The sequence below is a fragment of the Aeromonas sp. HMWF016 genome, assembly GCF_963878195.1.
Lineage (GTDB): Bacteria > Pseudomonadota > Gammaproteobacteria > Enterobacterales > Aeromonadaceae > Aeromonas > Aeromonas lacus.
The window spans coordinates 4294-18323 of the sequence record NZ_CAWNWX010000050.1; the positions used below are offsets into that span (position 1 = coordinate 4294).

The following is a 14030-nucleotide window of genomic DNA, read 5'->3' on the forward strand; positions in this document are numbered from 1 at the left end:
TCGGCCTTGTTCAGCTCGTCCAGATTGCTGGCAAACTGGTAACCCTTGGCCTGCATCTCGGAGATGAGGTTGCGGCCATCCTCGCGCTTGCCCTTGTCGGCTTTAGGCAGGAAGAAGCTGCTGCCGCCACCGAGCACCACGTCTACCCCCCCTTTAAGGGCGCTGTTGTAACCGGCCCCGCCGGGCACCAGCTGGGCGGCGATGTCGGCTTCCAGATCCCGGTTGCAGAGGTGGGCATAGGTGGCAGCCGGGGTGGCGTGAGTCACCCGGGTGGTGGTGACCACCCCGGTACCGCGGCCGGCGGCCTTGGCCAGTTCCAGCAGGGTGGTGACCGGCTTGCCGGCGCTCTTGCTGCAGTTGCTCTCCTGAGTGGCGTTGCTGTCCATGCTGATAACGCCGTTGTTGCTCTTGATCCCGGTCATGTAGGCGGACATGGAGGGAGCCGAGTCGGTCACCTGAGAGTCGTGGGAGAAGGTCTTGATGAAGGCCGTCTCCGGCAGGGTATCGATGGTGAGGCTGCCCTCTTCACCGACACCGTAGATGCGGGCGGCGGTCAGGGTGTTGAGCCCCATGCCGTCGCCAAGGAAGAAGATCACGTTCCGGGCGCCAGAGCCGGGTTTGTTCTCCTGCGAGTTGTTTTTTGAGTTGCAGCCGGCGACCAGTGCGGCCCCCATCATCACTGCAACACCTGCCATTTTTTTCATCGAGGTTCGCTCCTTGTAAAACCTGAGCGCAGCCTAGAGGTCGCAGATGACACTTTTAGTGAGAGTGAATGACAATCCGGTGAAAGTGATATCTGAATGTGATGTTGTATCAGTCACTTATCTATCAATAATCGGACTCTGCAGCGCAGCCTGACAAGGCTGACAAACGGGAGGAAATCTGGCCGGTTTAGGGCTAGCTGGCTAGAATAGCCTGTCAAATCGGGGCGGGTGCAGGTAAAATGCGCCCCCTTGCGACGCCCTGCGTCCACCACCGCTCGCCGCTCGCTTCATTGCAAGCCCGCGCCCGCAGTCCCTAGATGAGAGTAACGGATATGTCCATCAACTGGTTCCCCGGTCACATGCACAAGGCCCGCAAAGAGATTGCCGAGGTCATGCCCCAGGTCGATGTCATCATCGAAATGCTCGACGCCCGCATCCCCTTCTCCAGCGAAAACCCGCTGGTGCCCGAGCTGCGTGGCGATACTCCGGTGATCAAGGTGCTCAACAAGGCGGATCTCGCCGACCCCGAGATCACCGAGCTGTGGGTGGCTCACATGGAAAAGGAGAAGGGGATCAAGGCGTTGCCCCTGACCCAGCAGGAGCCGGAGAAGATCAAGCAACTGCTGACCCTTTGTCACGAGATGCTGCCGGAGCGCAATCTGGAGCTGCGCGGCGTGCGCGCCATGATCATGGGTATTCCCAACGTGGGCAAATCCACCCTGATCAACACCCTGGCCGGGCGCATCATCGCCCGCACCGGCAACGAGGCGGGGGTAACCAAGTCCCAGCAGCGGATCAAGCTCGACAACCACGTCATCCTGACCGATACCCCGGGCTTTTTGTGGCCAAAGCTCAACCCACCCTCCTGCGGTTATCGGCTGGCCATCACGGCGGCCATCAAGGATACCGTCTATGACTATGCGGACATCGCCATGTTCGCCGCCGATTACTTCCTCAAGGCGTATCCGGAGCGGATCAAGGCGCGCTATCAGATTGAAGAGCTGCCCGAGACCGAGATCGAGCTGCTGGATCTGATCGCTCGCCAGCGCGGCTTCATGCGCAAAGGCGGGCTGGCGGATCTGCACAAGGCGTCCGAGATCCTGGTCAACGAATTCCGCTCGGGGATGCTGGGCCGCATCTCTCTGGAGACCCCGGAGATGGTAAGCGTCGAAATTGTGGAGGCCGATGCCGAGGCCGAGCAGAAGGCCAAAGAGAAGGCGGAGCGGGAAGAGGAGCGCCAGGCGCGGGCCCGTCGCAAGTACGCCAAGAAGCGTCAGCGTTAACCGGCATTGAGCTCGGTATTAAAGAAGAGGCGGCCCACGGGGCCGCCTCTTCTGTTTATGGCCGCAAAAGCGAGACAAGGCAGCGCGAAGGGATGATTTTCAACTGGCCATATCCCGGTTTTATGGCCAAATCTCTCGTTAATCAAAAGGATACCGCTGGTGTTAAATGGGGGCATATCTCGCAGCAATCACTGCGTGCAACAAAACCTTGCGACTTGGCTGCAGCGCCGATTGACAATGGATTTGGCAGTGGCATGATGCGCTCGGATTTTGACTCTCCTCACGGTTCTACTCATGACCACATACACCCGGCCAGTGCTGTTACTGCTCTGTGGCCTGTTGCTGCTGACCCTCTCCATCGCGGTGCTCAATACTCTGGTGCCGCTCTGGCTGGCCCATGACAATCTGCCGACCTGGCAGGTAGGCATGGTCGGCTCCTCCTATTTCAGCGGCAACCTGCTGGGGACCCTGCTGGCGGGCACCCTGATCAAGCGCTTTGGCTTCAACCGCAGTTACTACCTCTCATCGGTCATCTTTGCAGCTGGTTGTGTCGGGCTCGGCATTACCCTCGGTTTCTGGAGCTGGCTCGCCTGGCGATTCATTGCCGGCATCGGCTGCGCCATGATCTGGGTGGTGGTGGAGAGCGCTCTGATGTGCAGCGGCAACGCGCACAATCGGGGGCGACTGCTGGCTGCCTACATGATGGTCTACTACCTGGGGACTGTGCTTGGGCAGCTGCTGGTCAGCAAGCTGCTGACCGGCCTGATGGACGTGCTGCCCTGGGCAACCGGACTGGTATTGGCGGCTATTCTGCCGCTGTTGTTCACCCGCATCGTCAGTGAGCACAGCGAAGCACAGGGAACGACCCGGGTCTGGCCGATGCTGCGGCTGCGGCAGGCGCGGCTCGGGGTCGATGGCTGCATCATCTCCGGCATCGTGTTGGGGTCGCTCTATGGTCTGATGCCGCTCTACCTCAATCATCAGGGGGTGAGCGATGGGGAGATCGGCTACTGGATGGCGGTGATGGTGAGTGCCGGCATTCTGGGGCAGTGGCCGGTCGGCCGTCTGGCGGATCGCTTCGGGCGCCTGCCGGTACTGCGGGTACAGGTGCTGGTGGTGATCCTGGGTTGCGCAGCCATGCTGGGTGGCGTGGCGATGGGGCCGGCCCTGTTTATCCTGGGCGCTGCCGGTTTTACTCTTTATCCGGTGGCCATGGCGTGGGCCTGCGAGAAGGTCGAACACCATCAGCTGGTGGCGATGAATCAGGCACTGCTGCTGAGCTATACCATCGGCAGCCTGCTCGGCCCAGCCTATACTGCGCTGCTGATGCAGCACCTTTCGGACAACTTGCTCTTCATCATGATCGCCGGCGTGTCGCTTATCTATCTGCTGATGCTGCTGCGCCCCATGGGGAAACATCCGACGCCGGTGGCCCACGCCTGAACGAGAGCTGCAGCAGGGCGCCATCCTCGATTCCCGAATAAGGGATAAATACGGCGCAATGACGTTCGATATAACGTAGAGGCGGCCCTTGGGCCGCCTTGTTGTTGTCTGCAACGGTGGTTATCAGAGATTAACGGCTAGCCATAACGCTTTTTTGCCTCTTCAAACAAGGACATATGCAGCGGGATCAGCTGCTGCCAGTCGCGCCGGTAGCCACCACCCGGTACTGCCGCAATGGGCAAGCCGTGCTGCCGGGCGCAGTCAAATACCATGGCATCGCGCAGGCGCACCCCCTCATCGCTCAAGGCGAGATAGCCAAGCTCGTCGCCCCGGTGTACGTCCACGCCAGCCTGATAGAGGATGAGGTCAGGGGTGTAGAGCCGCAGCGCCAGGTTGAGCGCCTCCGCCAGCGTGGTGAGGTAGGCATCGTCCTGCATGCCGCTTGGCAAGGGAAAATCCATGTGGGAGGCGGGCTTGTGACGGGGGAAGTTGTGCTCCCCGTGCAGGGAGAGGGTAATGATGTCGCGCCGCTCTTGGCACAGGGCGGCACTGCCATCCCCTTGATGGACATCGAGATCGATGATCAGTACCTGCTCACAGCGCCCTTCGTCCAGGCAGGTCTGGGCGGCGATCACCAGATCGTTGAAGAGACAAAAGCCGCTGCCAATATTCCGGTGGGCGTGGTGATAGCCACCGGAGATCTGCAGGCCGCAACCCTGCTCCAGGGCGTGGCGGCTGGCGGCAATAGTGGCACCCACCGAGCGCAAGGTGCGTTCAATCAGCAAGGGAGACCAGGGGAAACCAAGTTGACGGATGGCGCTCGCATCGAGGGTGCCGGTGAGGGCCGCCTCCACATAGGCTGCATCATGCACTCTCTCTATCTGCGCACGACTGGCGGGCGCGGCCTCTGCCAGCGGATAACCGAGGCTGTCCAGCTGCTCAAACAGCGCCTGATACTTGGCCAGCGGGAAGCGATGGCGCTCTGGCAGGGCCAGGGCAGAGTAGAGGGGGTGATAGAAGATGCACAGTGACATGACGGCAGGGCCTTTGCAGATATGAAAAAGGGGAGCCTGGCTCCCCTTGTCTCTCCCGGCGATGCGGGATGAATCATCCAATTACTGCTGCTGGATAACCCAGATCTGGAACGCTTTGCGGGTCTCCGCATCGGCCTTGTTGTACCAGTTTTGCAGCTGTGTCAGGGCTTCCGGGTTGCTCTCGGCCTTGCTCGGAGCGACCTGAACCGGTGCACTGGCCGCGGCCATGACGGCAGCAGAGGAGATGGCGACAGTCTTGGGCTGGTTGAATGCCTTGCCCATGTTGATCAGCTCTTGCTGGTAGTCACGAGTCAGCTGGAAGCCTTCAACTTTCGGCATCACGAACTGCTCGCTGGCCACGGTCTGACCGCTGGCGGCGTCTTTCAGAGCAACTTTCTGATCCTTGACGAACTGCTTGGCTTCCATTTCATTGCGGGGCTTTTTGAAGTCCAGCACCAGCTTCTGGTTGTCGGCGGCAGTAAAGTTGAGCACCAGTGGTTCGGCAGTTACCAGCTTGATGTCGTTGCGGCTGGAGTAGTTCCCTTCAAAAGCAACAACCAGCTGATGTTTGCCAGCGCTGAGCGGGAAAGTGCTGGTTTTGTCGAGTAGTTTGGGGTTGATAGGTTGGCCGTCGATCAGCTGGGCAACATAAGGGGCACTTACTTCGACCTGGGTATTGGCCAGGGCGCTACCCGCAAACAACAGACCAGCCAGTGCCGGTACCAGAACAGTCAGTTTCATTTCATCTCCTTGAACAGTCAGACGATTGCCTGCTGAAAACAGGGGCTCATTTTTACAGGTTTGGCCCACTGCGGCAATTGCTCTTTGAGGTGGTCAAAATAGGCTCTGTTACCATCTTCTTTCTCATTAGCGTTGAGCGGCTCCGCGATTCAGGAGTGTCATTCAATACGCCGTTTGAACGGGGGCAGGGCATCGAGCAGCCCCTTGCCATAGCGTTTGGTCAGCAGGCGGCGATCGAGAATGGTGACCCGTCCCCGATCGGCCTCCTTGCGGATCAGGCGACCACAAGCCTGAATAAGCTTGCGCGACGCCTCCGGCACAGTCAGTTGCAAAAAGGGATTACCGCCCCGCTTCTCGACCCACTCGGCAGTGGCCTCTTCCACCGGCGAGTTGGGCACCGCGAACGGCAGCTTGGTGATGACCAGGTTGGTGAGGTAGTGACCGGGCAGATCCAGCCCCTCGGAAAAGCTGCCGGTACCGAACAGGATGCTGGCCTGGCCGCCGTCGCACTTCTGCTTGTGCAGGGTGAGCAGGGCGTTGCGGGAGGCCTCGCCCTGTACCAGCAAAGAGAGCCCCTTTGCCCTGAGACCAATGGCCACCTCGTTCATCTGTCGATAGGAGGAGAAGAGCACCAGGCTTGCCTCTTTGCCCGCCAGAATGCGGGGCAGCACGCTGATCAGCTCTGTGGTAAAGGCCGGCGAGTTGGGTTCGTGTTCCATCTTGGGCAGATAGAGCTCGGCCTTCTGATAGTCAAAGGGGGAGCGCAGGCGCAGATAGCGGGTGCCGTCGTGCTCTTTGAGCCCCACCTGATGGCGGAAATAGCTAAATGAAGAGAGGGCGGTGAGGGTCGCCGAGACCAGCACGGCCCCCAGACACTTGGACCAGAGCCACTCCTCCAGCAGATAACCCACCTCTATCGGTGAGGCGTGCAGCCAGATATCGCCATCGTCGCTCTTGGCCATCCAGCGGGCGAGCGGGGTCTTGCCGGTCGGGACATGGCGCCCCAGCATCTCCCACAAGGCGCAGAAACTCTCCAGCCGCTGCAGATGAAAACCGCTCTCGGCCAGTAGCGGCTCGGCCTCCTTGCGACGGATCTCGCCATCTTTCAGGGCTTCACCGATGGCTGCCTGCATTCTGTCCAGCGCTCGCAGCGCCTTCTTGCTCGACTCCTTGAGATTTTCCGCCAGCATCGGCAGCGGGTCTGGCAACACCCCTTCGCCAAAACGGTAGTGCATCTCGCTGCCAAACAGCCGGTCATTGCTGGCGAGCCACTGCTCCACCGCCTTGAGGTCGGGTTGGATGGATGCGAGGGCATCCTGCAACTTCAATTGCGGGTCGATAAGGCTCTCTTTATTGAGCGTTCGAGTCAGCTTGCCGGCACTTTGCACCAGTTTTTCCAGCCAGCGGCGGGAGCCTTTGACGCTGGCCGAGGCGGCGCCGTGATCCCGGGCAATGGTGGGCAAATGGTGGGCTTCGTCCAGCACATAGATGCACTCGTCGGGTGGCGGCAGGATGATGCCGCCACCCATGGTGAGGTCAGAGAGCAGCAGCGCGTGGTTGACCACCAGCACGTCGGCCGCATCCATGTCATTGCGGGCGCGGTGGAAGGGGCAGTGTTGATGGTGAGTCAGGGCTTTGTTGCAGGTGTGGCGATCGGCGGCGATACGGTCCCAACAAAGGTCGGGAATGGGTTTGGGCCAGTTGTCCCGATCGCCATCCCACTTGCCTTCGGTGTAGGCCTGCCATAGCGCCTGATAGCAACTCTTGTCGGCTTCTGACGGCTTGTGTTTGCTCAGACTGCCGAAGTCGAATTCGAAGTTGGCCATCTCGCTACCGCTTGCAGCCTGCTCCAGCAGATGTTCGCAGCAGTAGCGCTGGCGCCCCTTGACCAGCATAAAGCGAAACGGCAACTCGCTGTGGCGGTGATAGAAGGGGAGATCCTTGTGGATCAGCTGCTCCTGCAATGCCACGGTGGCGGTGGAGATCACCAGCTTCTTCTGGGTCAATCTCGCGACGGGGATCGCTCCCTGAGCATAGGAGAGGGACTTGCCGATACCGGTGCCTGCCTCGGCCACCAGAATACGGCGCTGCTTGTCATACTCCCCGGTCAGCGTCTTGGCTATCTCGGCAACCAAAAAATTCTGCTCTTTACGCGGCACAAAACCGGGCAAGCCATCCGAAATCTGGCGGTAGGTTTGACGAATAGTGGCTTTGAGGCGAGTTGACAGCATAAAGAGGAGGCCAGTTTGGTTGTTGCGCGGGGAAAGGCTAAGGATACCCGTATCCCCTTGTCGGGGTCGAGGGGCGCTCTTTCATCACCCTCATTTCGCACTGGTCTGATGAGGTTGGTTGTTTATCAGGGAGTTAGCTGCAATTACCTAAAAAACAGGCTGTGCAAGTATAAAAAAGCAGCAAAAAGCGTTGTAAACGTTTTCCTTTGATGGGCGGACAATGTGAGACCTGGCTCACATTTCTGTCTCGGTGACTATGCTTTTCATAAAAAGTTCCAAGTTTTTTCGTTGCGGTTGTGAAAACCCGGTGCTAGTCTCGCCGTCATAGTGATGCAAAGTACATCGCTAACACAGGGAATAACAAAGACTTAGTGTTTAATTACAGTAGGCATTGGAAACTATGAAAAAGACAATTCTGGCTATTGCTATCCCGGCTCTGTTTGCATCCGCAGCCAACGCTGCCGTTGTTTATGACAAAGACGGTGTGACTTTCGACGTATACGGCCGTGTACAGGCTAACTACTACGGCGATCACAACAAATCTGTTGCTGCAACTAAGGATTCTTGGAGCATCAACCAAGAGACCGGTCTTAACGAGAAGACTCCTGGTACTGCTGCCCATTACTCTGACGTTGACGGTGAGCTGATTGGTTCTTCCCGTCTGGGTTGGTCTGGCAAAATCGCCCTGAACAACACTTGGGCTGCTATCGCCAAGACCGAGTGGCAAGTTTCTGCTGAAAACTCTGACAACAAGTTCAACTCCCGTCACGTCTATGTCGGCTTCGACGGCACTCAGTACGGTAAGATCATCTTCGGTCAGACCGACACTGCTTTCTACGACGTTCTGGAACCGACCGATATCTTCAACGAGTGGGGCGATGCCGGTAACTTCTACGACGGTCGTCAAGAAGGCCAGATCATTTACTCCAACGCTATCGGTGGCTTCAAAGGCAAGCTGTCTTATCAGACCAACGATGATAAAGCAGTTGTTGTTACTGACGTAGGTCAAAGCATCAAAGAGAAAGCCGCATACGGTGACAACGTTAAGCGTAACTACGGTTATGCAGCTGCTGCTGGCTACGACTTTGACTTCGGTCTGGGCTTCAACGCTGGTTATGCCTACTCCGACCTGGAAAACACTGTAAGTGGCACCACCGGTGACAAGAAAGAGTGGGCTCTGGGCGCTCACTATGCCATCAATGGTTTCTACTTCGCTGGTGTATACACCGAAGGCGACCTGAAGTACAACTCAGCTACCGCTGGCGACAAAGACAAAGGCCGTGGTTATGAACTGGCTGCGTCCTACAACGTAGACGCCTGGACCTTCCTGGCTGGCTACAACTTTAAAGAGTCCAAAGTCAAAGCTAACACTGCCGGTTCCAGCTACAAGGATCTGGTTGACGAAACTCTGCTGGGTGTTCAGTACTCTTTCACTCCGAAGCTGAAAGCTTACACCGAGTACAAAATCCAGAGCATCGAGAAGCTGGACGACGAGTGGACTGTTGCTCTGCAGTACAACTTCTAATAAGAAGTTGCTGACAAGCAATATCCAAGCTTGAGTCTTTGATCAAGCGATAAAATGGCCGGATTGATATCCGGCCATTTTCTTTTTGGCGTCTTGCTGTCTTGATAGTGATTGGATGAGCGGCTGGGTAAGCCGCATAGCTGTCCCGGTTGTCAAAGCTGTGGTTACGATTAATCTCTCCTACTCCTACTCCTACTCCTACTCCTACTCCTACTCCTACTCCTACTCCTACTCCTACTCCTACTCCTACTCCTACTCCTACTCCTGCTCCTGCTCCTGCATGTAATGAATGTCTTCAGGCTAATAGCGTTACGTTCTGTTGAGTGAAAGCCCAAATTCAGGCGCAGCCTCCATCCGGTGGAGAATGGCAGTGCGAGGAGTTGGGGGAGGAATATATGTGCGGTATAAATAAAAATTTGGTCATTTGGTGAAAATACATAAATTAAATTTATGGCGACCTTCTTGGTCTGTTGACGGGGTCTGGATCATTGTGTTCAACGTAGTGAGGGATGTGGCCGACCTTAAAGGGTTGTCTAATTGAGAACCTTTTCGACGGATGCCAGACCCTTGGTGCATGTGTGTTGGTTTTACTCCTCCTCTGAGCCGTGGTAGAGGGCAATAACCGATATGGCTGATTGGGCCTGTGGCTTGTGGCTGTTCGGTTGTATTGCAATGCGATGTTTGATTGCCGATTGCCGCCAGATGGATGGCAAGCAAATGACCATTAGCAGTGGGCAAGAAACTGATGTCGCTATTTTCAGCTGATGTGCGGGGAAGAGAAGTGCGTGGTCTGCAAAAGGATCAACCGCTTGCGCTTTAGACTGGGGGGCTTTTGCCTAAAGTGCGAATAAATAACGTGCCGATAAATGGCGTACCAATAAAAAGGGAAGATGAGAGGCATCTTCCCTTGGTAATCGGTTGGCGCGGGTTCGATCAGCTGTGCTGGCGGCGATCGTTGGCTTGTGCCAGCAGGGTGCGGCTTTCGCGCAGGAACTGGTCGGCATGGTCACCAAAGAAGCCGGAAACCTGGCTGAACGCCTCGATAAAACCGTCCCTGTCTCCACGCTCCAGCAGACCCAGCGCCTCGCCGAAGTTCTGGTAGTAGCGCCGGATCATCGCCAGGTTCTGCGGCGACGACAAAATGATGTCGGCGTAGAGGTGGGGATCTTGGGCGAACAGCCGTCCCACCATGGCCAGCTCCAGCCGGTAGATGGGGGAGCTCAACACCAGCAGCCGCTCCAGATTGGCTCCTTCCCGGGAGAGGTGCCAGCCATAGGCAAAGGTGGCAAAGTGGCGCAGCGCCTGGATAAAGGTCATCGCCTCATCGTGGGCCTTGGCCTCCACCTGCTGCAGGCGGGCTCCCCAGATGGTCATCTGCTCCAGCAGCCACTGGCTGGCGGCTGCATCACGTCCCTGACAGCAGACGATCACCTGTTTGGCAAGGCTTGCCACATCCGGTCCGAACATGGGGTGCAGACCCAGCACAGGCCCCTGGTGCACCGCCAGCATGTGCTCGAGCGGAGCGGATTTGACGCTGGTGACATCCACCAGCAGGCAATCTGCGGGCAGGTTGCCGAGCCGGTCGATGATCTGGCAGGTGATGTCGATGGGCACCGCTACCATCACCAGCCCGGCGCCTTGCAGGATCTCGTCCGCTCTTGGCCAGTCGGCCTGTTCGAGGGTATCGACATGATAGCCCGAGAGGGTGAACATATGGCCAAACAGGCGGCCCAGCTGTCCCTGACCACCGATGATCACCACCTTGCCCAGATCTGGCTTCATACACTTGAAGCCGGTATCTTTTTCACTGGCGTAAGATTCGCGCATCACCCGGCGCAACACGTCTTCGATCAGATCGCCCGGCACTCCTTGTAATTCGGCCTCGGCACGGCGGCGGGCCAGCATGCTGGCCTCCCGATCCGGCGCGTAGATGGGCAGGCCGTGGCGGCTCTTCACTTCACCGACTTCTCCCACCAGCGCCAGACGGGCAGCCAGCAGATCGATTAGCTGCCGGTCTACCGCATCAATCTTGTCCCTGAGGGCATTCAACTCTTCTGCCATCTTCAGTCCCTGTGGGGGCCGCCAGCGGCGGCACCTTGTGATTCAATATGTTGCATCAAGATATCACGGCTTAACGGCCAGTTCTGCTCTTGAGTGGCGCCGCCAGCTGGCTGTGGCAACGGGCCAGCAGCGCATCAGTGGTCTCCCAATCGATGCAGGCATCGGTGATGGAGACACCGTAGCGCATCTCGCACTTGGGTTGCTCGCTCGACTGGTTGCCCTCGAACAGGTTGGATTCGAGCATCACCCCGATGATGGAGCTGTTCCCCTCCAGGATCTGGTGGATGACGTTGTCAGCCACCTTGGGCTGCAGACGGTGATCCTTGCTGGAGTTGCCGTGGCTGCAATCCACCACCAGCCCCGGTTGCAGGCCCGCTTTTTCCAGCGCCTCTTCCGCCAGCGACACATTGACCGAGTCGTAGTTGGGATGTTTGCCACCGCGCAGGATCACATGGCCATCCGGGTTGCCCTGGGTCTGCAACAGCGCGACCTGGCCCTGCTGGTTAATGCCCATAAAGGCGTGGGGAGAGGAGGCCGATTGCAAGGCGTTGATGGCGGTGCCCAGATTGCCGTCGGTGCCGTTCTTGAAGCCGACCGGCATGGAGAGGCCGGATGCCATCTCCCTGTGGGTCTGGGATTCGGTGGTACGGGCGCCGATGGCCGACCAGGAGAAGAGCTCGGCCAGGTATTGCGGGCTGATGGGGTCGAGCGCTTCGGTCGCCAGTGGCAGCTCCATCTCGGCCAGCGAGCAGAGCAGCTCGCGGGCGCGATGCAGGCCGAGCTCTACGTCGAAGGTGCCATCCAGATTGGGATCGTTGATAAAGCCCTTCCAGCCCACCGTGGTGCGGGGTTTCTCGAAGTAGACCCGCATCACAATGTAGAGAGAGTCCTGATAGGCATCATGCAAGGCCTTGAGTCTGGTTGCGTACTCTTTGGCGGCCTCCATGTCGTGGATGGAACAAGGGCCGCAGATCACCAGCAGCCGGTGGTCACGGCGATGAATGATGTCGGCGATGGTATTGCGGGCCCCTTGCACGAATGCCAGCGCTTTGGCGGAGATAGGCAATTTCTCCTTGAGCTGGGCAGGCGTGATCATCACTTGTTCGGACTGGATATGGATGTTGTTCAGGGGATCTCTTTGCATGATGTCGTTCTCTCTGGACTGAATTCTAAAAGCAGTCGTACATTTATATTTACAGTGGTACGTGCTTTGTTACGCAACCGCCCTCACCTTACCAAGTAAAAACAAACAATCAAGTGAAACAAGCGGGTTTACTGCCGTTTATGCAGATTAAAACGCGTTGACATAGGCGTTATGGTAATAAAATAGCGATGGATAGCGTGACGGAGTGTGATTTTTGTAATTAAATGTTTACGGTTCGCTAAGGAGAGCGCAAAAGGAGCATAAAGGGAGAGGTGGCTCGACACCGCAGAGAAACAAGAAAGGGGCCCTGATGGCCCCTTCGGATAGGGGCGAGAGCCCCGTTCAAGATGTGATATTACGCCTTGAGTTTGTCCAGCATCTCTTTGGTGACCAGTACAATGCCCTGTTCGGAGCGATAGAAGCGACGGGCATCCTCATCGGCGTTTTCACCGATCACCATCCCTTCCGGCAGCTTGCAGCCCTTGTCGATCACCACCCGGCGCAGACGGCAGCCCGGCCCGATCTCGACCCCGGGGAAGACCACGGCCTGATCCAGGGTGCAGAAAGAGTGAACCCGCACATTGGTAAAGAGCACCGAACTCAGGATAAAGGAGCCGCTGACGATGGTGCCGCCAGAGAACATCGAGTTGATGGTCATGCCGTGCTGGCCGTTTCTGTCCTGCACGAACTTGGCAGGCGGCGTCATGGTCTGGCTGGTCCAGATGGGCCAGTCCTGATCATAGATATCGAGCTCCGGAGTGACGGAGGCGAGATCCATGTTGGCCTCCCAGAAGGAGTCCACAGTGCCCACATCACGCCAGTAGGGGCGTTTCTCGGCATTGCAGCCGACGCAGGACATGCCAAACGGGTGAGCGTAGGCGGTGCCTTCCCGCACCACGCGGGGGATCACGTCCATCCCGAAATCGTGGTGGGATTCGTCGTTGGTGATGTCTTCATCCAGCAACTGATAGAGATAGTCGGCATCGAAGATGTAAACCCCCATGGAGGCGAGGGAGGTATCTTCCTTGCCCGGCATGGCAGGCGGGTTGGCCGGTTTTTCCACAAAGGCGTTGATCTTGCGATCGCCATCGACCGCCATTACCCCGAAGGCACTCGCTTCACTACGCGGCACTTCGATACAGGCAACGGTCACCTTGGCGCCCATGTTGACGTGGTCGAGCAGCATGGCGGCGTAATCCATCTTGTAGATGTGGTCGCCTGCCAGCACCACCACATATTTGGGGCCATGGTCGCGGATGATGTCCAGGTTCTGATAGACCGCATCGGCGGTGCCCCGATACCAGTTGACCTCGTCCACGCGCTGCTGCGCGGGCAGCAGGTCGATGAACTCGTTCATCTGATAGCGCAAGAAAGACCAACCTGACTGAAGGTGGCGCAGCAAGCTGTGGGATTTGTACTGGGTCACCACACCGACTCGGCGGATGCCGGAGTTGATGCAGTTGGAGAGCACAAAATCGATGATGCGGAATTTTCCGCCAAAGTGGACTGCAGGCTTCGCTCTGTTATCAGTTAACTGTTTGAGGCGACTACCCCGCCCTCCGGCGAGAACCAAAGCCATGGTCTCGTTCAGCAACTGTCTTGCTTTTGCTGTATTGGCAGGTTGTAACAACATCTTGTATCCCTTTGTAGATAAATCACTACAATCTTGCCGCTTTTGAGACCTAAAGAAAGTGCTTTCAGTCACATTTTTGCGGGGTATGCCGTAATAAAATGACTTTTTTGTTATTAATGTGTGGTTGTTTTTTCATCTTTTGCTGTCAATCTGCTCACTCGTAAATTTTCTTCGTAAAAAGAAGCTAACAGCGTTAAAAGAGGGGGCAGTAAAGAGGCCCCTGCCAGTGTG

At 57.4% G+C, this 14030-nt stretch carries 11 protein-coding genes; 4 read left to right on the forward strand and 7 right to left on the reverse strand.

Features of this window, described 5'->3' with window-relative positions; genetic code table 11:
* Positions 1-704 (reverse strand): alkaline phosphatase (locus AACS24_RS21860; RefSeq protein WP_258223130.1); only part of this gene is annotated, 704 nt, incomplete at its 3' end.
* Positions 705-1036: 332 nt separating this feature from the next.
* Between AACS24_RS21860 and ylqF the strand changes: the two genes are divergently transcribed.
* Both ylqF and AACS24_RS07140 read left to right on the forward strand, forming a co-directional pair.
* On the forward strand, positions 1037-1987 hold the full coding sequence (gene ylqF, locus AACS24_RS07135; protein WP_033114400.1) for a ribosome biogenesis GTPase YlqF: 951 nt from the start codon (positions 1037-1039) through the stop codon (positions 1985-1987).
* Between the two features lie 294 nt (positions 1988-2281).
* Complete coding sequence (locus AACS24_RS07140; RefSeq protein ID WP_108572894.1) at positions 2282-3430, forward strand: MFS transporter; 1149 nt, start codon at positions 2282-2284, stop codon at positions 3428-3430.
* Positions 3431-3567: 137 nt separating this feature from the next.
* Here the strand turns inward: AACS24_RS07140 and AACS24_RS07145 are convergent, their stop codons facing one another.
* From AACS24_RS07145 to dinG, 3 genes are all read right to left on the reverse strand, one after another.
* Entirely contained in the window at positions 3568-4464 is an 897-nt protein-coding gene (locus tag AACS24_RS07145) for a histone deacetylase family protein (protein WP_108572968.1), read from the reverse strand.
* 81 nt (positions 4465-4545) lie between these two features.
* Positions 4546-5205, reverse strand: a complete 660-nt coding sequence (locus AACS24_RS07150) for a YccT family protein (protein WP_041209892.1) — start codon at positions 5203-5205, stop codon at positions 4546-4548.
* Between the two features lie 158 nt (positions 5206-5363).
* A complete protein-coding gene (dinG, locus tag AACS24_RS07155; protein ID WP_108572896.1) occupies positions 5364-7436 on the reverse strand; it encodes an ATP-dependent DNA helicase DinG in 2073 nt (690 codons plus the stop codon).
* A 400-nt stretch (positions 7437-7836) separates the two neighbouring features.
* Here dinG and AACS24_RS07160 point away from each other — a divergent pair, with 400 nt between their 5' ends.
* Positions 7837-8961 (forward strand): porin, encoded by a 1125-nt coding sequence (locus AACS24_RS07160; RefSeq protein WP_108572898.1) that lies wholly within the window; start codon positions 7837-7839, stop codon positions 8959-8961.
* A 160-nt stretch (positions 8962-9121) separates the two neighbouring features.
* Positions 9122-9247, forward strand: a complete 126-nt coding sequence (locus tag AACS24_RS07165; protein WP_258223131.1) for a hypothetical protein — start codon at positions 9122-9124, stop codon at positions 9245-9247.
* A gap of 647 nt (positions 9248-9894) precedes the next feature.
* Here the strand turns inward: AACS24_RS07165 and tyrA are convergent.
* The 3 genes from tyrA to glgC all read right to left on the reverse strand — a co-directional run bounded on the left by tyrA (position 9895) and on the right by glgC (position 13799).
* Entirely contained in the window at positions 9895-11022 is a 1128-nt protein-coding gene (gene tyrA, locus AACS24_RS07170; protein WP_108572900.1) for a bifunctional chorismate mutase/prephenate dehydrogenase, read from the reverse strand.
* Between the two features lie 70 nt (positions 11023-11092).
* Positions 11093-12166, reverse strand: a complete 1074-nt coding sequence (locus AACS24_RS07175) for a 3-deoxy-7-phosphoheptulonate synthase (protein ID WP_108572902.1) — start codon at positions 12164-12166, stop codon at positions 11093-11095.
* A 355-nt stretch (positions 12167-12521) separates the two neighbouring features.
* Positions 12522-13799: a glucose-1-phosphate adenylyltransferase gene (gene glgC, locus AACS24_RS07180; protein WP_033113376.1), complete on the reverse strand. Its 1278-nt coding sequence runs from the start codon at positions 13797-13799 to the stop codon at positions 12522-12524.
* Positions 13800-14030 lie beyond the last annotated feature (231 nt).

Excerpts from the sequence above, each read along its gene's own strand:
- dinG (WP_108572896.1), bottom strand. The coding sequence starts at position 7,436 with ATGCTGTCAACTCGCCTCAAAGCCACTATTCGTCAAACCTACCGCCAG.
- AACS24_RS07175 (WP_108572902.1), bottom strand. The coding sequence starts at position 12,166 with ATGCAAAGAGATCCCCTGAACAACATCCATATCCAGTCCGAACAAGTG.
- AACS24_RS07150 (WP_041209892.1), bottom strand. The coding sequence starts at position 5,205 with ATGAAACTGACTGTTCTGGTACCGGCACTGGCTGGTCTGTTGTTTGCG.
- AACS24_RS07160 (WP_108572898.1), top strand. The coding sequence starts at position 7,837 with ATGAAAAAGACAATTCTGGCTATTGCTATCCCGGCTCTGTTTGCATCC.
- tyrA (WP_108572900.1), bottom strand. The coding sequence starts at position 11,022 with ATGGCAGAAGAGTTGAATGCCCTCAGGGACAAGATTGATGCGGTAGAC.
- glgC (WP_033113376.1), bottom strand. The coding sequence starts at position 13,799 with ATGTTGTTACAACCTGCCAATACAGCAAAAGCAAGACAGTTGCTGAAC.
- ylqF (WP_033114400.1), top strand. The coding sequence starts at position 1,037 with ATGTCCATCAACTGGTTCCCCGGTCACATGCACAAGGCCCGCAAAGAG.
- AACS24_RS07140 (WP_108572894.1), top strand. The coding sequence starts at position 2,282 with ATGACCACATACACCCGGCCAGTGCTGTTACTGCTCTGTGGCCTGTTG.
- AACS24_RS07145 (WP_108572968.1), bottom strand. The coding sequence starts at position 4,464 with ATGTCACTGTGCATCTTCTATCACCCCCTCTACTCTGCCCTGGCCCTG.